The following is a 25150-nucleotide window of genomic DNA, read 5'->3' on the forward strand; positions in this document are numbered from 1 at the left end:
CCTTTGTGACGGCTCCCGCGCCTGCGGGTGGGTGGTTACAGCGCTTGCGGGTGCGTGAAGAAGCCCTGCGGGTCGTACTGCTTCTTCAGCTTCGTCAGGCGCGTCGCCGCGTCCCCGTAGTACGCCTTGCGCCAGTCCCTCAGCGTCGGGTCGGTGTAGTTCTGGTACGCGGCGCCCGAGGCGTACGGCCGCATCGCGTCGTGCGCCGACTTCAGCCACGCCTGGGCCGTGGAACCCGTCGTACCGGCGCGCCACGCGGCGATGTACTGGGCCAGCATGCGGGAACGGCGGTGCACGAAGGCCGTCGCTGTGGGGGAGACGCGGTTGACGGCTCCGCCGAGGGCGGTGAGCGCGATGCTGCCGGAGCCGCCGCGGACCGACTCCATCTGCTTCAGCAGGGTGTGGATGCCGGTGGAGGAGAGCGAACGGTCGAAGAAGTCCGACTTCGCCGTGTACGTTTCGCGGCCCAGCGCGCCCTGGGGGGAGCGGCCCGGGGTGGAGCCGGGGAGGTGGCACTGCGCGTCCGTGGTGAAGGAGGAACAGCCCGCGTAGAGCTCCATCGACGCCTCGTACGAACGGCGCTTGAGGGCGACGTTGGTCGCGGGGCCGGGGCCGCCGGGGCGGTCGGCCAGGCGGTTCACCGCGTTCTGGAGTTCGCCGTAGGTGCCCAGGGAGAACGCGGCGACGGAGATGGTGGGGGTGCCGCCCGCGTGGTTCGAGATGCTCAGGGCCGACCAGATCTCGTCGGGCTGGGTCGGGCCCCACTCCTGCCAGGCCTTGATCAGCGCGGCCGCCTTCGACCACGGCCAGGTCATGAACGCCGTTACGGCCTGGGGGGCGGGGTGGGTCTTGAAGTGCAGTTCCGTCACGACGCCGAAGTTGCCGTTGCCGGCGCCTCGCAGGGCCCAGAAGAGGTCCTTGTGGGTGGTGGCGTTGGCGGTGAGCTGCTTGCCGTCGGCGGTGATCAGGGTGGCCTGGGTGAGGCTGTCGCAGGTCAGGCCGTAGGCGCGGGAGGTCACGCCGTGGCCGCCGCCGAGGGTGAGGCCGGAGACGCCGACGGTGGGGCAGGAGCCGGCGGGGATGGTGACGCCCTTCGCGGCGAGGGCTCGGTAGACGTCGATGAGTTTGGAGCCGGCGCCGACTACTGCGGTGTTGCCCGAGGCTCGGATGCGGTTGAGCTTGGAGACGTCGATGATCAGGCGGTTGTTGCCGGAGGACCAGCCGGCGTAGGAGTGGCCGCCGTTGCGGATGGCTACGTGGAGGTTGTGGGCTCGGGCGTAGGCGAGGGTGGTGCGGACATCGTCGGGGTGGGCTACGTAGGCGACTGCGGCGGGCTTCAGGGCGTCGAAGCGGGTGTTGTAGAGCTGGTGGGCTGACTTCCAGTCAGTGTCGCCCGGGCGGATGAGGGGGCCGTCGAGGTCTTGGGCGAGGGCGGTCCAGTTGGCGGGGGCGGAGGCGGAGGCGCGGGCGGAGGCGGGGGTGGATCGGGTGGCGGTGGTTTGTGTGCGGGTGTCTGTGCCTCGGCTTGTGCTTGTGGCGGCTGCGCCTGTGTCTGAGTTGCTCTCGCAGGCGGTTGCTGCCAGGGCGGTGAGGGCTGCTGCGCCGCCGCCGATGAAGGTACGCCGTTCCATGTCGCCTCCTGGGGGTTCGTGGAGGGAGACGGGGTGTCGGGGGGTGGGGTTCCACTTCGTGTGCGGGCCTGGGGATTCTCGCCCCCGCCGCCCCTACCCGTCCCATCCTCAAGGGGCTCCGCCCCTTCGACCCCGCCAGGGGGCTCCGCCCCTGGACCCCTGTCGGCCCTGAACGGGCCTCGTCCTCAAACGCCGGACGGGCTGGATGACGCGGGCCGGCGCTGGAAGGTGACCGTCCGGCGTGGAGAGGTGAAGCCCGACCCTGTACGCGGCGCCGCCGCCAGAGCCGCAGCTCTCAGATCGCCGACGGAGTCTCCGCCTCCGGCCCCCGCCTGCGAGAACGGCAGACGCGCGAGCCCGAACGCCCCGCCCCCACCCCCGCCTACAAGAACGCCAGATGCACAACCCCGAACGCCGCCGCCGCCACCGCGGCCGCCGCAGGCATCGTGATGAACCAACCCAGGACGATGTTCTTGGCCACGCCCCACCGCACGGCGTTCACCCGCTTTGTCGCGCCCACGCCCATGATCGCGGAGGTGATGACGTGGGTCGTGGAGATCGGGGCCTTGAAGAGGAAGGCCGTGGTGAACATGATCGACGCGCCGGTCGTCTCCGCGGCGAAGCCCTGCGGGGGGTCCAGTTCGATGATCTTGCGGCCCAGGGTGCGCATGATGCGCCAGCCGCCCGCGTAGGTGCCGAGGGACAGCATCACGGCGCACACGATCTTGACCCACACCGGGATCGGGTCGCCGTAGTCCTCGACGTCGGCGATGACCAGGGCCATCACCACGATGCCCATCGTCTTCTGGGCGTCCTGGAGGCCGTGGCCGAGGGCCATGCCGGCGGCCGAGACCGTTTGCGCTATGCGGAAACCCCGCTTCGCCTTGTGCGGGTTGGCGCGTCGGAAGATCCACATGATCGCCGTCATCACCAGGTAGCCCGCGCACAGGCCGACGATCGGTGACACGAACATCGGGATGACGATCTTCTCCAGGACGCCGTGCCAGTACACCGTCGTTCCGCCGGCCAGGGCCGCTCCCACCATGCCGCCGAACAGGGCGTGGGAGGAAGAGGACGGCAGGCCGAAGTACCAGGTGATGAGATTCCAGGTGATCGCGCCCACCAGGGCCGCGAAGAGGATGCCCATTCCCTTCGAGCCCTCGGGCGTCTGGATCAGGCCCTCACTGACCGTCTTGGCCACGCCCGAACCCAGGAAGGCGCCGCCGAGGTTCATCACCGCGGCCATCAGCAGCGCGGCCCGCGGTGTCAGCGCGCGCGTCGACACGGACGTGGCGATCGCGTTCGCGGAATCGTGGAAGCCGTTGGTGTACGTGAAGAAGAGCGCGACTCCGATGGTCGCGACCAGCGCAAAGGTGTCCATGGGCGGGTCTCAGGACTCCTTGACGGCGATGGTCTCCACCGTGTTCGCCACGTGCTCGAAGGCGTCCGCCGCCTCCTCCAGCACATCCACGATCTGCTTGAGCTTGAGGACCTCGATCGCGTCGTACTTGCCGTTGAAGAGGTGGGCGAGGAGCTTGCGGTGTATCTGGTCGGCCTGGTTCTCGAGGCGGTTGACCTCGATCCAGTACTCGGTGAGGTTGTCCATCGTGCGCAGGTTCGGCATGGCCTCGGCCGTGAGCTCCGCGGCCCGCGCCAGTACCTCGATCTGCTGCTCGACGCCCTTGGGCAGTTCCTCGACGTTGTAGAGGACGACGAGGTCGACGGCCTCCTCCATGAAGTCCATGATGTCGTCGAGGCAGGACGCGAGGTTGTAGATGTCCTCGCGGTCGAACGGCGTGATGAACGAGGAGTTCAGCTGGTGGAAGATCGCGTGTGTGGCGTCGTCACCTGCGTGTTCCGCGGCCCGCATACGCTCTGCGATCTCGGCCCGGCCGGCGGTGTCCGCCCCGAGCAGTTCCATCAGGAGTTTCGAGCCCGTGACGATGTTGTCCGCGGACGCGGCGAACATGTCGTAGAAGCTCGTCTCCCGGGGGGTCAGACGAAATCGCACGTGGGGTCCTCAGGAAGCATCGGTTTCGGTCAGGCTGATGCTAGGCGCATCATCCGGCCACGGCTAATGGGCCGTCCTCCAGTGTCGCCCATCAGGCAGAGTGGTCGGCACAGGGGCTGCCCAGTGGTCCAGTCCAGCGGCCGTTCGCGGCGTCGGCCACAGGCCCTATACCCAGCAAAGTTCGGTACGATATACCCAGTAGGGGTATATGAAGCGGTTTACGTCTGGAGGACGCGATGACGACCACCGAGGCCGACGCGGGCACGCCCTCCGAGGCGGAGGGCACAGCTGCCGTCGTGACCGACCACGACCGCGGCATCCACGGCTACCACAAGCAGAAGGACGAGCACCTCAAGCGCCTGCGCCGGATCGAGGGCCAGATCCGGGGTCTGCAGCGGATGGTCGACGAGGACGTCTACTGCATCGACATACTCACGCAGGTGTCCGCCTCCACCAAGGCCCTGCAGTCCTTCGCCCTGCAGTTGCTGGAGGAGCACCTCCGCCACTGCGTCGCCGACGCGGCCCTCAAGGGCGGTGCGGAGATCGACGCCAAGGTGGAAGAGGCGACGAAGGCCATCGGTCGGCTGCTGCGGACGTGAGGGCGGGGCGGCTGGTGTGGGTCTGAGGGCGGCTGCCGGGCCCGGGGAGGGACTGCTGCGGACCTGGGAGTGGCTGAGAATGGTCACTCGGCCGACGTGTCGCGTTCCTCCGCGACTCTCAGGACCTCGTCGATGCTCTCCAGGCTGAGCCGGTCCTCGCGGGCGGTCGACGCCGCGATGATCAGCTCTCCGCACAGCTCGATCTCGGCGAGGGCGACGTGGTCCTGAACTGCCGTACCGCCGACCGGAGCCACGTGCATCACCTCTTCTCTGCCGTTACCGACTTCCTAGAGTAGGGAGCGGCCTACACGCCGCGCATGGCACGGACGGGCTAGTTCTTGACGCCCGTCACGTACGCATACGCCGGCCCTCGCGCCGACCCTCACTCCTCGGCGATCTTGCCCGCGTAGATGTCGTCGCCGTCCGGCAGCCGTACGTCGACGGGGGCCCCGAAGTCGTACAGGAAGGTCGTCGAGGCCACGGCGACGGCGTTGTTCTGCTGTCCGTTGACGAAGCTGAACCGGTGCCGGACCTTGCGGATCCGGCCGGCCTCGTCGAGGTAGACGTCGAACGGCACCTGATCCGTGGCGAACCCTTTCGCCGCCGCCGCCAGGGACTCCTTGTTCCCCTCGGACGCGTCCCGAGCGGCGATCCCCAGGTCAGCCGTCCCCCGGTAGTGCCGCACCGGCGTACCGGCGATCTCGTCCTCACCCACGTACGCCGCCGTCCGCGCCCCGCGCAGCACCTCGGCGGCGGCGAACGGATCGGTGGCCCCGCCGGTGACGAGGTTGCCGTCGGAGAGGGACCGCGTGTCGACGCGCACCCATTTGTCGGCGGGCACACCGGCGCCCCGGTTCTTCATGAACAGGGCCCCGGGAGCGAGGAGCTCCATGATCGGCCGTTGGCCGGGGGTGCCGGCCGGATCCTGCGGCAGCAGGACCTTCAGCTGCCCGATCTGCTTGCCGAAGTCGTACACGCCCTCGCCGCGGATGGTGACGCGGGTGCCGCCGGTGGCCATCTCCATGGACGTACGGGCCTTGGAACTGCGGGCGCCGACGAGCGCGTCGGCGGCGCTCCGCACGGTCTGCACGGCCTCGCCCTCGCGCGGGTCCTCGGCGGCGGCGCCGCTCTGGGCGCACCCGCTGCCCGTCAGACAGACACACAGGATCCCGGCCGCAACGCCCGCCCCGCGCCTCCGCTTGTGCTGCTGCCGCTCCGTCATCGCCTGCCTACCCCCAGCCGGTACGTCCGTCACGGGCCCCCTGTCGTTCCGGTTAACGACGGGTAGGTGCCCTCGTCACGCACGGCGGGGCGTTGCCCTTACTTGCCTTGGGTAACGTTGCAGGTGTGGCGCAGAAGGACGGACCGACCTCTTCCCGAAATCACGGCGACCCCCTGGACCACCGCATGACCATGGTGGAGAAGGGCCCTTTCTGCTCAGCTCAGTGCAGCTGCGGCTGGCGAGGGCCGGCGAGACGCGCGCGGAGTCTGGCGCGGACGGACGCGAAAGGGCATGTAGGGCCCTAGGGACCCGTACACAGAGAGGGGCCCGCCCCCCGGGAGCCGGGGGGCGGGCCCTTTATCTGCCTCGCGGTGGCACCGCCATGCAGCACCGCGAGGGGTTTGTGTCGCCTGGTGGCGGATCAGCCGAAGCGGCCGGAGATGTAGTCCTCCGTGGCCTGGACCGACGGGTTGGAGAAGATGCGCTCCGTGTCGTCTATCTCGATCAGCTTGCCGGGCTGGCCGACGGCGGCGAGGTTGAAGAAGGCCGTGCGGTCCGAGACGCGCGCCGCCTGCTGCATGTTGTGCGTCACGATGACGATCGTGAAGCGTTCCTTCAGCTCACCGATCAGGTCCTCGATGGCGAGCGTGGAGATCGGGTCCAGGGCCGAGCAGGGCTCGTCCATCAGCAGGACGTTGGGCTCCACCGCGATCGCCCGCGCGATGCACAGGCGCTGCTGCTGGCCGCCGGAGAGGCCCGAGCCGGGCTTGTTCAGGCGGTCCTTCACCTCGTTCCAGAGGTTCGCGCCCTTGAGGGACTTCTCCACGACATCGTCCAGCTGCGACTTCTTGTACTTGCCGTTGAGCCGCAGGCCGGCCGCCACGTTGTCGTAGACGGACATGGTGGGGAAGGGGTTCGGCCGCTGGAAGACCATGCCGACCTCACGCCGTACGGCCACCGGGTCGATCCCGGCGCCGTAGAGGTTCTCGTCGTCGAGCAGCACCTTGCCCTCGACGCGGCCGCCCGGCGTGACCTCGTGCATCCGGTTGAGGGTGCGCAGGAAGGTGGACTTGCCGCAGCCGGAGGGGCCGATGAAGGCGGTGACGGAACGGGGCTCGACGGTCATCGAGATGTCCTCGACGGCCAGGAAGGAACCGTAGTAGGCGTTGAGGCCGCTGACATCAATGCGCTTGGCCATGTGAATCACTGCTTCTTTCGAGGGGGTTCGGGTCGCTGATCTGGCCGCGTCAGCGGCCCGTCTTGGGGGCCTTCCAGCGGGCGATACCGCGGGCCACCAGGTTGAGGATCATGATGAAGGCGATGAGTACCAGTGCCGCCGCCCAGGCACGGTCGTACGCCGGACCCAGACCACCACTGTTCGCGAACTGCAGGTAGATGTAAACCGGCAGCGAACCCTGCGGGTCCTGGAACGGGTTGGAGTTGATGAAGTTCGTCACCCACACCAGCAGCAGCAGCGGAGCGGTCTCGCCGGTGATACGGGCGACCGCGAGCATCACGCCCGTGGTGATACCGCCGATGGAGGTCGGCAGGACCACCTTGATGATGGTGCGCCACTTGGGCACGCCCAGCGCCAGTGAGGCCTCGCGCAGCTCGTTCGGGACGAGCTTGAGCATCTCCTCGGTGGAGCGGACGACGACCGGCAGCATCAGGATGGACAGGGCCATCGAGCCGGCGAAGCCGGAGTAGCCCATGCCCAGGATCACGATCCACAGGCTGAGGATGAACAGACCCGCGACGATCGACGGGATGCCCGTCATGACGTCGACGAAGAAGGTGATGGCCTTGGAGAGCTTGCCGCGGCCGTACTCGACCAGGTAGATGGCGGTCAGCACGCCGATCGGCACGGAGATCACGGTGGCGATGCCGACCTGCTCCAGGGTGCCGAGGATGGCGTGGTAGATGCCGCCGCCGGGCTCGGTGTCGGCGACCACACCCATCGAGTGGCTGAGGAAGTAGCCGTCGAGGACCTTCACACCGCGCTTGATGGTCTCGTAGATGAGGGAGGCCAGCGGGATGACGGCGAGCAGGAACGCGACCCAGATCAGGCTGGTGGCGATCCGGTCCTTGGCCTGCCGGCCGCCCTCGACGCGTGCGGAGATGCCGTACGACCCGATGATGAACAGCACCGCGGCGATCAGGGCCCACTGGATGCTGCTGTCCAGCCCGGCGGCCGCGCTGATGCCGAGGCCGAGGGCGATCGAGCCCGCGGCGACGGCCCAGGCGAACCACTTGGGCAGCGTGGCGCCCTTGAGGCTGCTCGGGCGGTTGTCGGAGAGAGTTGCGTTGCTCATGCGTTGGCCCCCGAGAACTCCTTGCGCCGCTCGATGATGATGCGGGCGGTGCCATTGACCAGCAGGGTGATGACGAAGAGCACCAGACCGGACGCGATCAGCGCGTCTCGGCCGTTCTCGGTGGCCTCGTTGAACTTGCTGGCGATGTTCTGGGCGAAGGTGCCGCCGCCCGGGTCGAGCAGGCTGGCGTTGATGTCGAAGGTCGGCGACAGGACCATGGCGACCGCCATCGTCTCGCCGAGCGCGCGTCCGAGGCCCAGCATGGACGCGGAGATGACACCGGAGCGGCCGTAGGGGAGGACCGACATCCGGATGACTTCCCAGCGTGTGGCACCGAGGGCCAGCGCGGCCTCCTCGTGCATCTGCGGGACCTGGCGGAAGACCTCGCGGCTCACGTTGGTGATGATCGGCAGGATCATGATCGCGAGCAGGATGCCGACGGTGAACATCGAGCGGGGGGCGCCGCCGTTCCACTCGAAGATGCCGGTCCAGCCGAGGTACTCGTCCAGCCAGCCGTACAGGCCGTCCAGGTTCGGGACCAGGACGAGGGCGCCCCACAGGCCGTAGACGATGGACGGCACCGCGGCGAGCAGGTCGATCACGTACGCGATGGGGCCGCCGAGCTTGCGCGGGGCGTAGTGCGTGATGAACAGGGCGATGCCGATGGAGACCGGAACCGCGATGGCCAGCGCGATGATCGACGACACGACGGTGCCGAAGGCCAGGACGGCGATGCCGAAGACCGGCGGGTCGCCGGTCGGGTTCCACTCGAAGGTCGTGAAGAAGTTGGCCTCGTCCTTGCTGATCGCGTTGGCGGCGCGAAGGCTGAGGAAGACGGCGATGGCCGCCATGACCACCAGCAGGAAGATGCCGGATCCGCGGGAGAGGGCGAGGAAGACGCGGTCTCCGGGGCGGGTGGCGCCGCGGGCGGCACGCTTCTGCTCGGTCGTGGGCGGCTCGGGAGCGGGGGGCGATGTAACGCTCTTCGTTGATATATCCATCGGGTTCTCCGGTCTGCGGAGCCGTCGGGGATGACGGCTCTGAAGCGGAGCCACCACGGGTGGGCGGTGGCTCCTGGCGGCGGTGCACCGGACGGTGCGGCCCGCTCCGGTGTGTGGAGCGGGCCGCACTCAGGTCAGCTCAGGCCCTCGATGGTCTTGCGGACCTCGGAGATGATCTCGGTGGGCATCGGGGCGTAGTCGGCGTCGGTCAGCACGCCCTGGCCGTCCTCGGACGCCATGTAGCCGAGGAAGGACTTGACGGCGGGCAGGGTCTCGGCCTTGTTGCCCTTGTCGCAGACGATCTCGTACGTGACCAGCGTGATCGGGTACGCGCCCTCGGCCTTGGTCGCGTAGTCCAGCTCAAGAGCCATGTCCTTGCCGGTGCCGACGCGCTTGGCGGCGGCGATGGCCTTGGTGGCGTTGTCGAGGGTGGCCTCGACCGGCGTGCCGGCGCCCGTGTCCAGCTTGACCGTCTTCATGCCGCCCTTGGCGTAGGACAGCTCGAAGTAGGAGATCGCACCCGCGGTCTGCGTCACCTGCTGCGCCAGGCCGGAGGAGCCGGAGGCGGACTGGCCGCCCTTGGCCTCCCAGGACTTGCCCGGCTCGTACTTCCAGTCGTTGGCAGCCGCGGCGGCCAGGTACTTGGTGAAGTTGTCCGTGGTGCCGGACTCGTCCGAGCGGTGGAACGCCTGGATCTTGAGGTTGGGAAGCTTCGCGTCGGGGTTCAGCTTCTTGATGGCCGCGTCGTTCCAGTTGGTGATCTTGCTGTCGAAGATCTTGGCGAGGGTGGCGGAGTCCAGGACGAGGCTGTCGACGCCCGGGACGTTGTAGCCGACCGCGATCGGGCCGCCGACCATCGGCAGGTCGATGGCCTGGCCGCCGTTGGTGCAGGCGGTCTTCTTGGACTCGGTGACCTCCTCCGGGTCCAGCGCGGAGTCCGAACCGGCGAACGCGGTCTGACCCTGGAGGAACGCGGTGATGCCCGCACCCGAACCGGTCGGGTTGTAGTTGACCTGCACGCTCTTGCACGCCGCGGTGTACTGCTTGACCCAGGCGTCGACCGCGTTCTTCTGCGCGGAGGAGCCGGAAGCCTGCAGCTGGCCGCTGGCGTCGCCACAGTCGATGTTGCCGGTGGGCGCGGCGGCGGTGGAGTCGCCGCCGTTGCCGGTGTCGTCGGAGCCGCACGCCGTGAGGGCCAGGGCGCCGGAGACGGCGAGAGCGCCGAGAGCGAGTGCCCGCCGGTTCTTGCGCTGAAGCTTCACTTGAGGGAGTTCCTTCCAGGAGCCGCCGTCCTGAATTCGGCGGCGTGCGAAGAATGGGCGGTGCGGACGCGTCCCGTCGGGCGTGGTCCGTCACCGTGCAAGGCCGAAATTAGGCAGGACAGGTGAAGGCGCCGAAGGACGTAAATGAACGAGGGGTGAACCCCTGGGGACGGTGCGGTGAGGTCACGGAACGCTCACGTTGAGGACACGGGTGCATTCCGAGGCTTTGGGGTGGGTTGTAGCGGACTATGCCAGGCGCAGCGACCGCAGCAGGGCGTCCACGAGGTCGCGGTCCCTCGGCTGGGTCAGGCGGCTCCGCGCGGCCGTGGGGGAGAGCCACAGCAGGCGGTCCACCTCGTCGGTCGGGGTGAAGGTGCCGGGGCCGGCCTCGGCCGCCCAGTAGCGGACCTCCTTGGGTCGGCCGTTCGCCAGGTAGCGCAGGGTCGGCAGCTCGGCACCCGGCCGAGCGCGGTGACCCGTCTCCTCCGCGACCTCGCGCAGGGCACCGTCGAGCGGGGCCTCGCCGCGCTTCAGCTTGCCCTTGGGGTGGGACCAGTCGTCGTATTTCGGCCGATGGACCAGGCATATCTCCAGCCCACCCGCTACCGGCGAACGGCGCCACAGGACGCAGCCCGCCGCGTGGACGGTGGTGAGGTCCTTCGCGTGAGTCACCTGGGTGTGCCTCCTTCGGGGATGCCTGCCCGGTCATGCGGGGCGTGTCCGCCCCTGGTTCAGGGCGCGCCCACCGTCTGGATCTGCCAGGACTGCTGGAACGCGAACCGCGCCGCCTCCACCTCGTGCCGCTGGTCGGCGTGGAGCACACCGAGGGCGTAGGCCGTCGCCGGGGCGATCCGCGGGGTGCGGGCCGCCTGGGCCGCGGCGGCCGCCGCCTCGGAGGCGTCACGGTGCCGGTTGAGGGCCTGGCCGGCCGTCAGCAGCCGTACGTCCACCCGGGTGCTGTCGCCGTGGAGGACCTCGCGGGCGTAGCGGTGCAGGCGCAGCAGCAGCCGGACCTGGTGCCAGGGCGCGTCCTGCGGGTGCGGGGACGGGTCCGGGGACAGGCCGTGGATCAGGGCCGTCGCGTTGTAGGGGTGGCCCGCGGTCACCAGGGGCAGCGCCGTCACCGCGTCGCTGAGGCGTTCCTCGGCGGCGGCCGCGAGGGGGCGCAGGTCGGCGGTGGCCGCGGCGGGGGTGAGGGGGACCTCGCTGGCCAGTAAGGCGATGTTGTCGGCTACCGCGTGAAAGCGGGAGGAGCCGAGGGCCTGGAGGGCGGTGGAGTGAGCCCGGGTGCGGGCGAGGGTGAGCTGGCGATCGAGCAGGGCGCCTGCTTTGGCCGCACCGACGGTGAGGTTGCCGCGCTCCGGGGTGGCCGCCGGGTGAGTGGGGAGGCCGGCGGTGCCGGGTGCCGCTTTCTGTGGGACGGGCGCCGCCCCAGCGGCACGACTGCCCGCGGCTCCGTTCGTACGGCTGCCCGCGGCTGCCTCGGTCGCGCCGTTCTCCGCACCCGCGCCGGACACGCCGCCCGCACCCGCGCCCTGCACACCGACCGCCCCCGGCTGCGTCGGCAGCACCGCCGCTCCCGACAACCGGTGCAGCGCCAGCAGCAGGCGTTCCAGGCGGGCCGCGTAGGCGTGTTCCATCGCCAGCGTTCCCGAGAGCCAGGCCAGTTCGGGGCGGATGGCCTCCGACCAGTCGGCGTCCAGCAAGGGGCGGAACGTGTGCAGGCTGGCGCTGATACGGCGGGCCGAGCGGCGCAGGGCCCGGGCCGCGTCGACGGACTGCTCCGAGCCGTTGTCCCCCGCTCTCGGCTTCGCTCGGGCGGGGGCACCCCCGTCGCCGCCGCCGGTCTCCCGGTGCTGGCGCAGGGCTCGGAGGAACTCCGTGGCCTGGGCACGCAGGTAGCCCGCGAGGGCGTCCCCGGTCACGGTCCCGGCCGTGGGGTCCGTCGGATCAAGGTGTTGCTGTGCCACGCCGGCGCCTCCGGGCGTCTATGAGCATCTCCTGGACGTTGCGCAGGGGCTGGCCGTCCGCGTCCGTCGCGTGCCGGGTCCACTCGCCGTCCGGACCGAGGTGCCAGGACGCGGTGGTGTCGGACATACCGGTCTCCATGAGCCGGTTCAGCGCGGCGCGGTGGGCCGGGTCGGTGACCCTGACCAGGGCTTCTATACGACGGTCGAGATTGCGGTGCATCATGTCGGCGCTGCCGAACCACACCTCGGGCTCGCCGCCGTTGCCGAAGGCGAAGACCCGGGAGTGTTCGAGGAAGCGGCCGAGGACCGAGCGGACGCGGATGTTCTCCGACAGTCCTGTCACGCCCGGGCGGATCGCGCAGATGCCGCGGACCCAGATGTCGACCGGCACGCCCGCCTGGGACGCGCCGTAGCAGGCGTCGATGAGCGCCTCGTCGACGATCGAGTTGACCTTGATGCGGACGTAGGCGGGACGCCCGGCACGGTGGTGCTGGACCTCCTTGTTGATCCGCGAGATCAGGCCGTCGCGCAGGGACTTGGGGGCCACAAGCAGACGGCGGTACGTCTCCCGGCGCGAGTAGCCGGAGAGGCGGTTGAACAGGTCGGACAGGTCCGCGCCGACCTGCGGGTCGGCCGTCAGCAGGCCCAGGTCCTCGTAGAGCCGTGCCGTCTTCGGGTGGTAGTTGCCGGTGCCGACGTGGCTGTAGCGCCGTAGCGTCTCGCCCTCCTGGCGGACCACCAGCGACAGCTTGCAGTGGGTCTTCAGGCCGACGAGGCCGTACACCACATGGCAGCCGGCCTCCTCCAGCTTGCGCGCCCACTTGATGTTGGCGTGCTCGTCGAAGCGGGCCTTGATCTCGACCAGGACGAGCACCTGCTTGCCGGCCTCGGCGGCGTCGATGAGCGCGTTGACTATGGGGGAGTCGCCGGAGGTCCGGTACAGGGTCTGCTTGATCGCGAGGACGTCCGGGTCGTCGGCCGCCTGCTCCAGGAACGCCTGCACGGAGGTGGAGAAGGAGTCGTACGGGTGGTGGAGGAGGACGTCCCGGTTGCGCAGGGCCGCGAAGATGTCCGGCGCGGACGCCGACTCGACCTCGGCGAGATCGCGATGGGTGCCCGCGACGAACTTCGGGTACTTCAGCTCGGGCCGGTCGATCGAGGCGATGCGGAAGAGACCGGTGAGGTCGAGCGGGCCGGTCAGCGGATACACCTCGGCCTCGCTGATCTTCAGCTCGCGCACCAGCAGGTCCAGGACCTCCTGGTTGATGTTCTCCTCGACCTCCAGGCGCACCGGCGGCCCGAAGCGGCGCCGCATGAGCTCCTTCTCCAGGGCCTGGAGCAGGTTCTCGGTGTCGTCCTCCTCGACCTCCAGGTCCTCGTTGCGGGTGACCCGGAAGGCGTGGTGCTCCAGCACCTCCATGCCCGGGAACAGCTCCTCCAGGTGGGCCGCGATGACGTCCTCCAGCGGGACGAACCGGCCGGGGGAGGCCTCCAGGAAGCGGGAGAGCAGCGGCGGCACCTTGACGCGGGCGAAGTGCGGGGTGCCGGTGACGGGGTTCCGTACGCGTACGGCCAGGTTGAGGGACAGGCCGGAGATGTACGGGAAGGGGTGCGCCGGGTCGACGGCGAGGGGGGTAAGGACCGGGAAGATCTGGTGCCGGAACAGGGTGAACAGGCGGGCCTGCTCCTTCTCCTGCAGCTCGTTCCAGCGGACCAGGTGGATGCCCTCCTCCGCGAGGGCGGGGGCGACGTCCTCGTGGTAGCAGGCGGCGTGCCGGGCCATCAGCTCGCGGGAGCGGGCCCAGATCATCTCCAGGACCTCGCGGGGCTGCAGGCCGGACGCGGACCGGGTGGCGACACCGGTGGCGATACGGCGCTTCAGTCCGGCCACGCGGACCATGAAGAACTCGTCCAGGTTGCTGGCGAAGATCGCCAGGAAGTTCGCCCGCTCCAGGAGCGGGGTGTTCGGGTCCTCGGCGAGTTCCAGGACGCGCTCGTTGAACGCGAGCCAGCTGCGCTCACGGTCCAGGAAGCGGCCCTGGGGCAACTGGACACCGTCGACCTGGGTGACCTCGTACGCGTCGAGGTCGGCATCGATGTCGGGCTCCAGCTCGGAGACCACCGCCGAGGTGACCGTGTGCGGGCGGTGCGCCGCGATGGAGCCGACGGAGGGCTGTGCGTGCTGGACGTTTGCCTGGGCGTTCGTGGACTGGCTCATATGCCCATTGTTCCGCGTGGCGAGGCTTATGGGCGCGTCGGAAAGCGCGGGCGGGAGCGTGGCGGGGAGGCGTCGTGCGTCCCCGTTCCTCGCGCTCCCTCCTGGGGGCGGCGCAGGCTCTGGCACGGCGGGGGTCATTGCCTGAGCGTCGCAAGGCTGTCTGAACCAATGGTTACGGAGACATGGCGTGTGGGATAGCGGGGGGCGGCTCGCGGGCGACTACGTAGCCGCCGGGATGTCCGGCCCGTACGTCCCTCCCCCGTGGAGGGACGTACGGGCCGGAGGTCTCAGGGCGTGCGGCGGCGCAGCAGCCGGAAGGCGGCGGCGGTGGCCAGCGCGGCGGCGCCGAGCAGGAGGCCGGTTTCGACGAGATGGAGCGGCCAGAAGTGCGAGGCGGGGTGGTAGTCGGTGTAGAAGCCGACGATGTCGTGGGCGGCGAGACACTTGGCGTCGTCGACGCACAGGGGGTCGGGGTCGCGGGCGCCTGTGGAGGTGAGGGCGCCCTGGTCGCCGTAGAGGATGTGCACGGGTGACTGGTAGCCGGTCTTCAGGGTGCCGATCGCGGTCTCCCAGGGCACCAGGTTGCGGCTCGCGACGGTGGCGAGGGCCTCCAGTGCACCGGTGGCGACCGGGGCGACGGCGAGTGCCGGGAGCGCGCGGCGCAGGAGCAGACCCGCGAGGACGCCGGTGGCGAGGCCGAGCAGGGGTGCGGCGATGGCGACGGTGCCGTTGGCCTGGAGGTTGTCGTCGGTGTACCAGGACCACCGGCCCAGCGGGAGCGGGTGCGCGTCGGACACCAGGCGGTGCAGGAGGGCGAGGACAGTCGTGCCGACCGTGAGCAGGACCGCCGGGACGGCGAGTTTGGCGGCCAGCCAGCGGGTGGGGGTGATGCCCTGGGTCCAGGCGAGACGTGCGGTGCCGTTCTCCATCTCACGGCCGACGAGGGCGGCGCCCGCCCAGGCGGCGACGAGCGCGGGGAGCCAGTTGAGGCCGGACCCGGCGGCCCTGAAGACCCGGTCGAAGTCGTAGATCGGGTCGCCCCACACGCAGGCCTCGCGGCCGGCGCACACCCGGTCCCACTCTGCCTGGGCCGCGTCGGCACCCGGTCCGTATGCCCACAGCAGTACCGCCGCTCCGCCGAGGAAGACGACCGCCCACACGATCATCGACGCGCGGTGCAGCCGCAGGACGGTCCAGATCAGGCCGCGGGGACCGCGGGGCGGCCGGCTGGTGGCGGGGGCCGCAGTAGTGGTGAGTGCGGTGGTCATACGGCGGCTCCGGTACGGCGGTTCAGCAGTCGGAAGGCGATCAGGACCGCCAGCGCCGCGACGGCGAGGACGATGCCCGTCTCCACCAGCTGAAGGGGCCAGAAGTGCGACGACGGGTGGTAGTCGAGGTAGAAGCCGACGATGTCGTGCTCGGCGAGGCACTTGGCGTCGTCGACGCAGATGGGGTCCGGGACGCGGGCGCCGGTGGAGGTGAGCGCGCCCTCGTCGAGGACCATGCCGGTGTAGGGCGGGTACTCGTCCTTGTTCGTGAGGGTCTCGACCGGCCACAGGTGCGGGCGCAGTGTGCCGAGCGTGGTCAGCAGGAACGCCTGGGCGACGACCGCCGTGCCGAGTGCGGGTAGGGCCCGGCGCTGGAGCAGGCCCGCGAGGACGCCGACGGTGAGGCCGAGGAGGGCGTAGGCGGTGGCGAGGGTGCCGTTGGCCAGGAAGATGTCGTCCTCGTACCACTCCCGCCAGGGCGTGATCGACCGCAGTCGGCCGGTTGACGACCACGCCATGCGGTGCAGCAGCGTGAGCATGGTCGTGCCCGCCACCAGCAGGACGGCCGGGACGGCGAGCTTGGCGGCCAGCCAGCGGGCCGGGGACACGGACTGGGTCCAGGCCAACTGGGCGGTTCCACTCTCCAGTTCGCGCCCGATGAGCGCGGCGCCGGCCCACGCCGCGACGAGCAGCGGCACGAAGTTCAGGAGGGGGTCGCCGAGACTGTTGGCCAGGTTGAGGAGGCTGATGGCGGGACCCGAGTAGTCGCAGTCCGGGCCGGCCTCCGGCAAGTGGCAGCCCATCGCCCGGTATTCGGCCCAGGCGGCGTCCGTCCCCGGCCCGTACGCGAACAGCAGCGCCCCGGCACCGACGGCCACCAGCATCCCCCAGAACCACAGCGCCCAGCGGTGCACCCGCAGCATCGCCCAGACCAGTCCGCGCGGCCCCCGGGAGGGCGCGACGCCGGTGGGCGGCGTCTCGATGGTCACGGCGGTGGTCATACGGCGGCCTCCCGCACGGAGTCCAGCCGCAGGCCCGGCGCCCCGGGGGCGCGCAGGTGGGCCAGGACCAGCTCCTCCAGGGTCGGGGCGGTGCTCTGCCAGTCGGCGCCGAGGGGGCCCTCGGGACGTACGAGTGCGGTGATCTGACGGCCCGTCGTGCGGGACTCGATGACGGTGTGCGCGTCGAGGGACGTGTCGGCCCGGCCCGTGACGAGCCGGTGCGCGGCGAGCAGGTCGTCCAGCGGGCCGGCGAGGCGGACGCGGCCGGCGCCGAGCAGCAGGAGGTGGTCGCAGGCGCCGTCCAGCTCGGCGACGACGTGCGAGGACATGACAACCGTGGTGCCGTGTTCGGCGGCGTCGGCCATGAGCGCGGCCATCAGCTGGTGCCGGGCCAGCGGGTCGAGGTCGGCCATCGGCTCGTCCAGGAGCAGCAGTTCGGGGCGCTTGCCGAGGGCCAGGGCGAGCGCGACGCGGGTGCGCTGGCCGCCGGAGAGCGTGCGGATCTTCGCGTCCGGGTCCAGGTCGCCCTCGGCGACGATCCGCTCGGCGACCCGGGCGTCCCAGCGGCGGGGGTTCAGCTCACGGCCGAGGCGCAGGGTGTCGGCGACGGTGAGCTGGGGGTGCAGGGGCTTGTCCTGGGCGACGTACGCGAGGCGCTCGCGGGCCGCCGCGGGGGCCTGGCCGAGGACGGTGACCGTGCCGTCGGTGGGGCGCAGCAGCCCGGCGGCGAGGGAGAGCAGGGTCGACTTGCCCGCGCCGTTCGGCCCGACGAGGGCGCAGACGCTGCCCACGGGGAGCCGGAAGGAGCAGTCGTCCAGGGCGGCCTTGCGGCGCCGCCCGAACAGCCTGCCCAGCGCGGCCGCCTCGATGGCGGTCTCGGTCATGACTCGTCCCCCTTGAAGTGCGTGTCCAGTACAGAAGTGAACAGAGCGTCCACGTCGTCGCGGTCCAACCCCGCCTCGCGGGCCCGTACGGCCCACGCGTCCAGTTCGGTGCGCAGGGGCGATTCGGCCGGCGCGGTGCTCAGTGCGCGCCGTACGAATGTGCCGAGTCCCCGACGCGCCTCGACCAGGCCCTCGCGTTCCAGTTCGCGGTAGGCCTTGAGGACGGTGTTGGGGTTGATGGCGGTGGCCTCGACGACCTCACGGGCCGTCGGCAGCTTGTCCCCCGGCTCCAACAGGCCCAGGCGCAGGGCCTGTTTGGTCTGCTGGACGATCTGCACGTAGGTGGCGACGCCGGAGCGCCGGTCGATGCGGTACTCGACCATCACGTTCCACCACCCTTTCACTAATTGAGTAGTGAAAGGGTGGTGCAAGAGAAGGGGCGGCGTCAAGGGTGCCGCCCCTTACAGGAGTTATGTTCGGTTTGCCGTCACGTGTCCGCCCGGTGCATCACGTCTCAGCCCGGTACATAAGGTCCGTCTCGTACGTCACGAACCCCAGCCGCTCGTACACCGACACCGCCGCCTTGTTGTCGGCGTCGACGTAGAGCATCGCCGTGGGCAGCCCCTGCGCGGCCAGATGCCGCAGCCCGATCGTCGTCAGGGCCTTGCCGAGGCCGCCGCCCTGCGCGCCCGGGTGCACGCCGAGGACGTACACCTCGCCGAGCCGTTCCTCCGCGTGGACCTTCGTCCAGTGGAAGCCGATGAGTTCGCCCGCCCGCTCCGCCAGGAAGAACCCCGCCGGGTCGAACCACGGCTCGGCCTTGCGGTCGTCGAGGTCGCGCTGGGTGAGGGAGCCCTGCTCGGGGTGGTGGGCGAAGGCGGCGGCGTTCACGGCGAGCCAGGCCGCGTCGTCCTGGCCGGGCACGAAGGCGCGGACCGTCACGCCCTCGGGGAGTACCGGGTCCGCCAGCTTCAGGTCCGCCAGCGAGCGGCGCATCTGGCGCAGTTCGCGGAACAGGGTGAGACCGAGGACCTGGGAGAGATGCCGGGCGGCGGAGTGGCCGCCGTGGGCCCACACCCGCAGCCGCTTGCCGGACGCGGCGAGGAGCGCCGAGCCGAGCGCGCGGCCGTGACCGTGGCCGCGGTGCGAGGGGTGGACGACCAGCTCGGCGGCCGGGGCCTCCACCGGGTCGGTGTCCTCCAGCTGGGCGTAGCCGACGAGTTCGCCGGCGACGGTCAGCAGCAGATGCGACACGCCTTCGCGCGCGCCTCCGCGCAGTTGCAGCCGGCCCTGCTCGGACACCGCCTGCTGCCCGTCGTTCCGGGCGGCCTCCGCGAGCAGTTCGAGTACGGCCTCGGTCTGCTCCGGGGAGAGCGCGGAGTGGGTCTCGATGGAACGGGTCGGGAGGGGGTGTGCGGTGTCGTCGCTGGTCATGCGTACGAGGGTAAGGGGAGCGTCCGGCAATGTGGCGGCAAAGGGGCGGGCAAAGGGAAACCAGAAAGTAACCATGAACCCCCTGTCGCGCTACGCGCGTTGACTCTAGGCTGCGCGCGACGGGGCCATGTCACTTTCGACCCACAGGGGGGCGTATGCCAGCCGAGTCACGGGCGCACCAGCGCCGCAGACGCCGTACTCACCTTCTCCTCGCCGGAGCCGCCGGTGTCGCCGCCGCCGGCGCGCTGGCCGCGGCCCTCCCCGCGACCGCGACGGCGGAGGAGAGCTCCGCCAAGCACGGGGGCGGTTACGGCTACAACCGCTACCAGGACGTACAGCTGCTGTCCTTCAACGACCTGCACGGCAACCTGGAGCCGCCGTCCGGCTCCTCCGGCCGGGTCACCGAGCTGCAGCACGACGGCACGACGAAGACCATCGACGCGGGCGGCGTGGAGTACCTCGCCACCCACCTGCGCCAGGCCCGCGAGGGCAACAAGTACTCCATCACCGCGGCCGGCGGCGACATGGTCGGCGCCTCCCCGCTGATCTCGGGCCTCTTCCACGACGAGCCCACCATCGAGGCGCTGAACAAGCTCGAACTGGACGTCACCTCGGTCGGCAACCACGAGTTCGACGAGGGCGCGAGGGAACTGGCCCGTCTGCAGAACGGCGGCTGCCACCCGACGGCCGGCTGCTACACGGACGAGGAGTTCGAGGGCGCCGACTTCCCGTACCTCGCCGCGAACGTCCTCGACGAGAAGACCGGCAAGCCGATCCTCAAGCCCTACTGGGTGTGGAAGAAGAAGGACGTCAAGGTCGGCTTCATCGGCGTGACCCTGGAGGACACCCCGGGTGTCGTCTCCGCGGACGGCGTGAAGGGCCTGAAGTTCAAGGACGAGGCCGAGACGATCAACAAGTACGCCAAGGTGCTCCAGCGCCAGGGCGTGAAGTCGATCGTCGCGCTGATCCACGAGGGCGGTGCCCCGGCCTCGGCGTCGTACAACTACGACTGTGACGCGCCCGGCGCGGGCGACGGCATCTCCGGCCCGATCGTCGACATCGCCAAGAACATCACGCCGCAGGTCGACGCGCTGGTCACCGGCCACACGCACGCCGCGTACGTCTGCACGATCGACGACCCGGCGGGCAACCCCCGCATGGTGACGTCGGCGGCGTCCTTCGGCCGCCTCTACACGGACACGACGCTGACGTACGACCGTTTCACCGGCGACATCGCGCGTACGTCCGTGCAGTCGGCGAACCACGTGGTCACCCGGACCGTCGCCAAGGCGCCGGACATGACCGAGCTGATCAGCAAGTGGAACACCCTCGCGGCGCCCATCGGCAACCGTGCGATCGGCTACATCTCCGCCGACATCCCCAACACCAACACCGCCCCCGAGTCCCCGATGGGTGACCTCATCGCCGATGCGCAGCTCGCGTACGGCAAGGAGCTCGACCCGGAGACCGACCTGGCGCTGATGAACCCGGGCGGCGTCCGGGCGGGCCTCACCTTCGCGGCGAAGGGCAGTGAGGGCGACGGCGTGGTGACGTACGCCGAGGGCTTCACCGTCCAGCCGTTCTCCAACACGGTGAACCTGCAGGACTTCACCGGAGCCCAGCTCATCAAGGTCCTCCAGGAGCAGGTCAGCGGCTCGAACGCGGCCGCGCCGAAGATCCTCGCGCCGTCCTCGGGTCTGACGTACACGCTGGACCTGACGAAGACCGGCGCGGACCGCATCGTCGTCGACTCCGTCAAGCTGAACGGCGCGGCCATCGACCCCGCGGCCACCTACCGCGTCGCGACCAACAGCTTCCTCGCGGGCGGCGGCGACGGCATCACCACGCTGGGCCAGGGCACGAACGACCTGGTCGGCACGGACGACCTGGCGGCGCTGGAGAAGTACCTGACGGCCAACTCCTCGGCGACGAACCCGATCGCGCCGCCGGCGGCGAACCGGATCACGGTCGTGAGCCAGTGACCGTGAGGTAGATCGCATACCTCCGGTTGCGGTTGCGGGTGGGGGGCGTTCGCATGGTCGGATGGATCGATGCGTACCCCCCACCGCATAACCACGCATCCCTATACAAACCCCTACGAGGAGCTGGCCGGTCTGGACGACGGCCCGTTGGAAGAGTTCCTCCACGAGGACGTACGGGACGAGCGGACCGAACAGACCGAGCAGGACGAGGCGGCGGCCCAGGACGATCCCTGGGCCCCGCCCAACCACCGCCGTAACGGCCGGCGCCGCCGGCGAGGTCGCTTCGCGGGGCTTCCCCTCGCGCTGAAGGCGGTGATCGCCCTCGTCGTCCTCGCCTGCTTCCTCACCCTCGCCGACCGCTGGGCCCTGCTGTACGCCGAGCGCAGAGCGGCGGACACCCTCAAGGACCGCTTCGACCTGGCCGCCGCGCCCGAGGTGGAGATCGGCGGCTTCCCCTTCCTCACCCAACTCGCCGACGAGCGGCTGGACTCGGTGAGGGTGACCGTCCCCGACGTGGCCGCCGACCGGATCTCCCTCGCGCAGGTGACGGCGACCGCGAAGGACGTACGGCTGGACACCGACGGCCCGACGGCCGTGCGCGGCGCCGACATCCCGACGCTGCAGGGCGACGTCCTCCTCTCCTTCGCCGACCTCAACCGCGAACTCGGCGCGTCCCAGGTCACGTTCACCGGAGAGGGCCGCGACCGGGTCCGGGCGCGCGGCACCCTGCCGGTCGCCGGACACGACCTGCGTCTGCGCGCCGAGGCCCGCATCCTGCGCGACGGCGACCGCGGCATCGCCACGCACATCGGCGGAATGCGCCTGGACATAGGGGACCTGGCCACGTACCGCCCCGGCACCCGGGCCGCGGACGGCCTGCACCTGAGCCGCGAGTCGGCGGCCCGCCTCGCCCACGAGACCCGCAAGGCGAAGGCGCTTTTGTCGATCCCGTCGGTCGTACGACGCCTGGGAGTGCCCGACTCCGCCGTCCGCGAGGCCCTGCGCGACGAGGCCAAGCTCACCGACCTGACCGGCACCCCGCGCTTCCTGCACCAGGCCATGCGCCTCAACCTCATCGACCTGGCCCTGGACCACCCCGCCCTGCTCAAGCGCCTGGGCTTCGACCCCGCCCTGCTCGACGCCCTGCCCCGGCTCACCCGCCCGGTCCTCGCCGACCAGCTGTCGCTGGGCTTCCGCCTGCCCGAGCCGCCCAGCGGGGCGCTGCGGTTGCGGGACGTCCGGGTGGAGGAGGACGGGATCAGGGTGCGGTTGGAAGGGGCCGGGCTGGCGGTCGGCGGGAAATAGGTCCGGAATAAATACTGTGTGAATTCCGGTTCGGTTCCCGGGTCTTCCTGAAAATCGATCTCAGTCTCAATTCATCGAGGTCTCACCGTTTTTGGCTTTTTCCGGCTCCGGCGTCCCGTAATTTTTTCCATGTCGCAAGCGAACGACACGAAAGCAAACAAAGAGAAACCATCATGAGCTTCCACAAGATCGCCCCCGTGAAGAAGAACAACTGCAAGACCGGTGCCCCGGCAGCCAAGAAGCAGAAGGTTCCGGCCGCGCCGAAGAAGCAGGCCCCGAAGCGCCGCCCGGTCGCGAACAAGGGCTGAGGTCCGCCACGAGGCGGGGCCCCGGAGCGTCCGCGCTCCGGGGCCCCGCCTCGGCCATGTCCGCAGGGACCGCACAGGGAGTGGAGCATGAGGGAAGTCCGGGAGGCCTTCCGGCGTTTCTGGCCGCTGACGCGCGGCGATCGCAAGTGGCTGGCGGTCATCGTGGCCTGCGTGGTCGTCGCCGCGCTGGCCGAGACCGCCTCGATCCTGCTGTTCGCCGAGCTCACCGACAACGCGCTCAAGGCCGGTTCGCTGTCCGCCTTCTGGGGCCCGGCGGCGGCCTGGCTGGGCGTCGCCGCGCTGGGCGCGCTCGTCGGCTACCTCGGCAACTCGCTCGCCACCTGGACCGCCGAGAGATTCGTGCTGCGGCTGCGCGCGAAGGTCTTCCGGCACGTCCAGGACCTGCCGCCGCACTTCTTCGAGAAGCACCGGCAGGGCGACCTGGTCGAGCGGCTCACCGGGGACGTCGAGGCCATCGAGCAGATGGTCGTCTCAGGCGTGGTCGGCACCGTCTCCGCCGCCTTCTCGGCGGTCTTCTACTCGGCGGCCGCCCTGTACCTGCGCTGGGACCTGGCGCTGGCCACCTTCGTCCTGGCGCCCCTTCCTGCTGGCCGCCCGCCGCTTCGCCGGCCGTATCCGCACGGCGTCCCAGGACGAGCGGGTGGCCGACGGCGCGATCACGTCGGTGGTGGAGGAGTCGCTGGGCAATGTGGTGCTGACCCAGGCCTACAACCGCAGCCGGGACGAGCAGCGGCGGCTCGACCGCGAGGCACGGGTCTGGATGAAGGCGTCCGTGCGCGGGGCGCGGCTGAGCGAGATGTACGAGCAGTTCGTCGAGGTCGTGGAGACGATCTGCGTGCTCACCGTGATCGGCCTCGGCGTCTGGGAGATCTCGGCCGGCCGTATGACACTCGGCCGGCTCCTCGCCTTCGCCGCCTTCATCGGCTACCTCTACCCGCCGATCCGCAACCTCGGCCGGCTCGGCCTCACCCTCACCGCCGCCACCGTCGGCGCCCAGCGCCTCGGCGAGATCCTGGACGCCGAGCCGGCCGTCACCGACCCCGCCGAGCCCGTCACGCCGTGGCCGGTGCGGGGCTGGGTCGGCTTCCACGGGGTGTCCTTCCGCTACCCGGGTTCCGCCAGGCGGTCGCTGACCGACCTGACCTTCACGGCCGGCCCCGGCGAGCTGGTGATCATCACGGGCCCGAGCGGCGCGGGCAAGTCCACGACGGCCAAGCTCCTCACCCGCTTCTACGACCCCGCAGCGGGCGTCATCACCCTGGACGGCGTGCCCCTGACGAACATGGGACTGGAGTTCCTGCGCGAGAACGTGGCGCTGCTGCCCCAGGAGACCCTCATCCTCAACGGCACCATCCGCGAGAACATCGAGTGCGGCCGCCCGGGCGCGAGCGACGAGGACATCGAGCGGGCGGCGCGTGCGGCGGCGGCGCACGACTTCATCGCCGCGCTCCCGGACGGATACGACACGCATGTCGCCCCCGGCACGGCGGCCCTCTCCGGCGGCCAGCTGAAGCGGATCACCATCGCCCGCGCGATGCTGCGCGCCGCACCCGTCCTGATCCTCGACGAGCCGACCGCCGGGCTGGACTCGGTGGCCGCCCGCCAGGTCGTACAGCCGCTGCGACGGCTCATGTCCGGCCGTACGACGATCATGATCACCCACGATCTGAGCCTGGCGCCGGATGCGGACCGGGTGCTCGTCGTGGACGGCGGCCGACTGGTCGAGGCGGGCACGCACGGGGAGTTGGTGGCGCGGGGAGGCGTCTACGCGCGGCTGGCGGGGCCGATGCCGGCGGTGTCGGCGGAGGAGACGCTGGTCCTCAGGCGGTGAATGCGAGGGCGTCGACCTCGGCTCCCCACCCCCCGGCATGCTCGGCTTCCACTGACGCCGGGCATGCCGGGTACCGCCGCTCGAGGGTGTCAGACGACCCGGTGGACGCCCTGCGTGTCCAGGTCGTAGCGGGCGCCGACGATGGCCAGTTCGCCGGTGCTGATCCGCGCGGCGAAGTCCGGCTCGGCGGCCAGACGTGCGCGGACGGCCCGTACGTTCGCGTTGATGGTCGCGTCGATGCGAGCGGTGCCCTCCTTCGTGTGGTCGATGCTGGGGGCTATCTGCTCGGCCAGGTACTGGATGTGGGCAGGCAGCCGCTCACCGGACTCGTCCGCCTCGACGGCGGCCTTCACGGCACCGCACGACTGGTGCCCGAGCACCACGATCAGCGGCGTCCCCAGTTCGAGCGGCCCGTAGGCGAGGCTGCCGAGGACCGCCTCGTCCAGGACCTCGCCGGCGGAACGCACGACGAACAGGTCACCGAGACCCTGGTCGAAGACCAGCTCCGGCGGCACCCGGGAGTCGATGCAGCCGAGGATGACGGCGAACGGGTGCTGAGCCGACGTCAGGGCCTGCCGTACGGTGGGCGACTCGTCGGGGTGCCGCTCCCGGAAGCTGCGCCAGCGCTGGTTGCCCGCGGCGAGTTCACGCAGGGCTTCCGCGGGAGTGCTGGGGCGGCGAGCGGAGCCGCCGGCGGTGGGGGCCGTCGGGGTGGCGGGGGCGGAGGTCGTACCGAGGGCGGCGGTGGCCCCCAGTGCCGCGGCCCCGGTCAGCCCGGCCCGCAGGAGTGTGCGGCGGGCGAGCGAGGGAAATGCGAACCGCTTGTGGGCGGAGGAGGTCGGCCCGGAGCCGACGGATCTGTCAGAGTTCACGGACTGGAACGTACGCCC

The 25150-nt window shown here is 70.5% G+C and carries 22 protein-coding genes and 1 pseudogene; 5 read left to right on the top strand and 18 right to left on the bottom strand.

What is annotated here, in order from left to right:
* Positions 1 to 35: 35 nt before the first annotated feature.
* The 3 genes from QQM39_RS23825 to QQM39_RS23835 form a co-directional block, all read right to left on the bottom strand.
* Complete coding sequence (locus tag QQM39_RS23825) at positions 36 to 1631, bottom strand: FAD-binding oxidoreductase (protein WP_301999550.1); 1596 nt, start codon at positions 1629 to 1631, stop codon at positions 36 to 38.
* 382 nt (positions 1632 to 2013) lie between these two features.
* Positions 2014 to 3012 carry an inorganic phosphate transporter gene (locus tag QQM39_RS23830; RefSeq protein WP_301999551.1) on the bottom strand — a complete coding sequence of 333 codons (999 nt, stop codon included), beginning with the start codon at positions 3010 to 3012 and terminating at the stop codon, positions 2014 to 2016.
* Positions 3013 to 3021: 9 nt separating this feature from the next.
* Entirely contained in the window at positions 3022 to 3642 is a 621-nt protein-coding gene (locus QQM39_RS23835; RefSeq protein ID WP_048585568.1) for a DUF47 domain-containing protein, read from the bottom strand.
* 236 nt (positions 3643 to 3878) lie between these two features.
* On the opposite strand from QQM39_RS23835, the gene QQM39_RS23840 reads away from it, so the two are divergent.
* Positions 3879 to 4241 carry a metal-sensitive transcriptional regulator gene (locus QQM39_RS23840; protein ID WP_301999553.1) on the top strand — a complete coding sequence of 121 codons (363 nt, stop codon included), beginning with the start codon at positions 3879 to 3881 and terminating at the stop codon, positions 4239 to 4241.
* An 83-nt stretch (positions 4242 to 4324) separates the two neighbouring features.
* Here the strand turns inward: QQM39_RS23840 and QQM39_RS23845 are convergent, their stop codons facing one another.
* The 14 genes from QQM39_RS23845 to mshD form a co-directional block, all read right to left on the bottom strand.
* Positions 4325 to 4501: a hypothetical protein gene (locus tag QQM39_RS23845; protein WP_301999555.1), complete on the bottom strand. Its 177-nt coding sequence runs from the start codon at positions 4499 to 4501 to the stop codon at positions 4325 to 4327.
* A gap of 122 nt (positions 4502 to 4623) precedes the next feature.
* Complete coding sequence (locus QQM39_RS23850) at positions 4624 to 5463, bottom strand: hypothetical protein (RefSeq protein ID WP_301999557.1); 840 nt, start codon at positions 5461 to 5463, stop codon at positions 4624 to 4626.
* Between the two features lie 421 nt (positions 5464 to 5884).
* A complete protein-coding gene (gene pstB, locus QQM39_RS23855) occupies positions 5885 to 6661 on the bottom strand; it encodes a phosphate ABC transporter ATP-binding protein PstB (RefSeq protein ID WP_301999558.1) in 777 nt (258 codons plus the stop codon).
* A 49-nt stretch (positions 6662 to 6710) separates the two neighbouring features.
* A complete protein-coding gene (pstA, locus tag QQM39_RS23860) occupies positions 6711 to 7775 on the bottom strand; it encodes a phosphate ABC transporter permease PstA (protein WP_301999560.1) in 1065 nt (354 codons plus the stop codon).
* On the bottom strand, positions 7772 to 8776 hold the full coding sequence (gene pstC / locus QQM39_RS23865; RefSeq protein WP_301999561.1) for a phosphate ABC transporter permease subunit PstC: 1005 nt from the start codon (positions 8774 to 8776) through the stop codon (positions 7772 to 7774). The genes pstA and pstC overlap by 4 nt, the downstream gene beginning before the upstream one ends.
* 134 nt (positions 8777 to 8910) lie before the next feature.
* On the bottom strand, positions 8911 to 10038 hold the full coding sequence (pstS, locus tag QQM39_RS23870; protein ID WP_301999562.1) for a phosphate ABC transporter substrate-binding protein PstS: 1128 nt from the start codon (positions 10036 to 10038) through the stop codon (positions 8911 to 8913).
* A 246-nt stretch (positions 10039 to 10284) separates the two neighbouring features.
* The gene (locus QQM39_RS23875; RefSeq protein ID WP_301999563.1) at positions 10285 to 10710 is read right to left on the bottom strand and encodes an NUDIX hydrolase; all 426 of its coding nucleotides are present in this window, start codon (positions 10708 to 10710) and stop codon (positions 10285 to 10287) included.
* A 59-nt stretch (positions 10711 to 10769) separates the two neighbouring features.
* On the bottom strand, positions 10770 to 12008 hold the full coding sequence (locus QQM39_RS23880) for a CHAD domain-containing protein (RefSeq protein ID WP_301999564.1): 1239 nt from the start codon (positions 12006 to 12008) through the stop codon (positions 10770 to 10772).
* Entirely contained in the window at positions 11989 to 14364 is a 2376-nt protein-coding gene (locus tag QQM39_RS23885; RefSeq protein WP_301999565.1) for an RNA degradosome polyphosphate kinase, read from the bottom strand. Before QQM39_RS23885 ends, QQM39_RS23880 begins: the two co-directional genes overlap by 20 nt.
* A 149-nt stretch (positions 14365 to 14513) precedes the next feature.
* Entirely contained in the window at positions 14514 to 15494 is a 981-nt protein-coding gene (locus QQM39_RS23890; protein WP_301999567.1) for an ABC transporter permease, read from the bottom strand.
* Positions 15491 to 16495, bottom strand: coding sequence for an ABC transporter permease (locus QQM39_RS23895; protein WP_301999568.1), 1005 nt, complete (start codon positions 16493 to 16495; stop codon positions 15491 to 15493). The genes QQM39_RS23890 and QQM39_RS23895 overlap by 4 nt, the downstream gene beginning before the upstream one ends.
* Positions 16492 to 17379: an ABC transporter ATP-binding protein gene (locus QQM39_RS23900; protein ID WP_301999569.1), complete on the bottom strand. Its 888-nt coding sequence runs from the start codon at positions 17377 to 17379 to the stop codon at positions 16492 to 16494. Before QQM39_RS23900 ends, QQM39_RS23895 begins: the two co-directional genes overlap by 4 nt.
* Positions 17376 to 17762 (bottom strand): GntR family transcriptional regulator, encoded by a 387-nt coding sequence (locus QQM39_RS23905; RefSeq protein ID WP_302003706.1) that lies wholly within the window; start codon positions 17760 to 17762, stop codon positions 17376 to 17378. Before QQM39_RS23905 ends, QQM39_RS23900 begins: the two co-directional genes overlap by 4 nt.
* 124 nt (positions 17763 to 17886) lie before the next feature.
* Positions 17887 to 18813 carry a mycothiol synthase gene (gene mshD / locus QQM39_RS23910; protein ID WP_301999570.1) on the bottom strand — a complete coding sequence of 309 codons (927 nt, stop codon included), beginning with the start codon at positions 18811 to 18813 and terminating at the stop codon, positions 17887 to 17889.
* A 155-nt stretch (positions 18814 to 18968) separates the two neighbouring features.
* On the opposite strand from mshD, the gene QQM39_RS23915 reads away from it, so the two are divergent.
* From QQM39_RS23915 to QQM39_RS23930, 4 genes and pseudogenes are all read left to right on the top strand, one after another.
* The gene (locus QQM39_RS23915; RefSeq protein ID WP_301999571.1) at positions 18969 to 20795 is read left to right on the top strand and encodes a bifunctional UDP-sugar hydrolase/5'-nucleotidase; all 1827 of its coding nucleotides are present in this window, start codon (positions 18969 to 18971) and stop codon (positions 20793 to 20795) included.
* A gap of 69 nt (positions 20796 to 20864) precedes the next feature.
* Positions 20865 to 22100, top strand: a complete 1236-nt coding sequence (locus tag QQM39_RS23920) for a DUF2993 domain-containing protein (RefSeq protein ID WP_301999572.1) — start codon at positions 20865 to 20867, stop codon at positions 22098 to 22100.
* A 173-nt stretch (positions 22101 to 22273) separates the two neighbouring features.
* A complete protein-coding gene (locus tag QQM39_RS23925; RefSeq protein WP_301999573.1) occupies positions 22274 to 22408 on the top strand; it encodes a hypothetical protein in 135 nt (44 codons plus the stop codon).
* An 87-nt stretch (positions 22409 to 22495) separates the two neighbouring features.
* Positions 22496 to 24260, top strand: a pseudogene (locus QQM39_RS23930) (ABC transporter ATP-binding protein).
* 89 nt (positions 24261 to 24349) lie between these two features.
* On the opposite strand, the gene QQM39_RS23935 reads toward QQM39_RS23930, so the two are convergent.
* Entirely contained in the window at positions 24350 to 25132 is a 783-nt protein-coding gene (locus tag QQM39_RS23935) for a carbonic anhydrase (RefSeq protein WP_301999574.1), read from the bottom strand.
* Between the last annotated feature and the right edge of the window lie 18 nt (positions 25133 to 25150).

Origin of the sequence: Streptomyces sp. DT2A-34 (genome assembly GCF_030499515.1) — a bacterium.
GTDB lineage: Bacteria > Actinomycetota > Actinomycetes > Streptomycetales > Streptomycetaceae > Streptomyces.

Coding starts and splice junctions, on each gene's coding strand:
- QQM39_RS23825 (WP_301999550.1), bottom strand. CDS start 1,631: ATGGAACGGCGTACCTTCATCGGCGGCGGCGCAGCAGCCCTCACCGCC.
- QQM39_RS23830 (WP_301999551.1), bottom strand. CDS start 3,012: ATGGACACCTTTGCGCTGGTCGCGACCATCGGAGTCGCGCTCTTCTTC.
- QQM39_RS23840 (WP_301999553.1), top strand. CDS start 3,879: ATGACGACCACCGAGGCCGACGCGGGCACGCCCTCCGAGGCGGAGGGC.
- QQM39_RS23845 (WP_301999555.1), bottom strand. CDS start 4,501: ATGCACGTGGCTCCGGTCGGCGGTACGGCAGTTCAGGACCACGTCGCC.
- QQM39_RS23850 (WP_301999557.1), bottom strand. CDS start 5,463: ATGACGGAGCGGCAGCAGCACAAGCGGAGGCGCGGGGCGGGCGTTGCG.
- pstB (WP_301999558.1), bottom strand. CDS start 6,661: ATGGCCAAGCGCATTGATGTCAGCGGCCTCAACGCCTACTACGGTTCC.
- pstA (WP_301999560.1), bottom strand. CDS start 7,775: ATGAGCAACGCAACTCTCTCCGACAACCGCCCGAGCAGCCTCAAGGGC.
- pstC (WP_301999561.1), bottom strand. CDS start 8,776: ATGGATATATCAACGAAGAGCGTTACATCGCCCCCCGCTCCCGAGCCG.
- QQM39_RS23885 (WP_301999565.1), bottom strand. CDS start 14,364: ATGACCCCCGCCGTGCCAGAGCCTGCGCCGCCCCCAGGAGGGAGCGCG.
- QQM39_RS23890 (WP_301999567.1), bottom strand. CDS start 15,494: ATGACCACCGCACTCACCACTACTGCGGCCCCCGCCACCAGCCGGCCG.
- QQM39_RS23895 (WP_301999568.1), bottom strand. CDS start 16,495: ATGACCACCGCCGTGACCATCGAGACGCCGCCCACCGGCGTCGCGCCC.
- QQM39_RS23900 (WP_301999569.1), bottom strand. CDS start 17,379: ATGACCGAGACCGCCATCGAGGCGGCCGCGCTGGGCAGGCTGTTCGGG.
- QQM39_RS23905 (WP_302003706.1), bottom strand. CDS start 17,762: ATGGTCGAGTACCGCATCGACCGGCGCTCCGGCGTCGCCACCTACGTG.
- mshD (WP_301999570.1), bottom strand. CDS start 18,813: ATGACCAGCGACGACACCGCACACCCCCTCCCGACCCGTTCCATCGAG.
- QQM39_RS23915 (WP_301999571.1), top strand. CDS start 18,969: ATGCCAGCCGAGTCACGGGCGCACCAGCGCCGCAGACGCCGTACTCAC.
- QQM39_RS23920 (WP_301999572.1), top strand. CDS start 20,865: ATGCGTACCCCCCACCGCATAACCACGCATCCCTATACAAACCCCTAC.
- QQM39_RS23925 (WP_301999573.1), top strand. CDS start 22,274: ATGAGCTTCCACAAGATCGCCCCCGTGAAGAAGAACAACTGCAAGACC.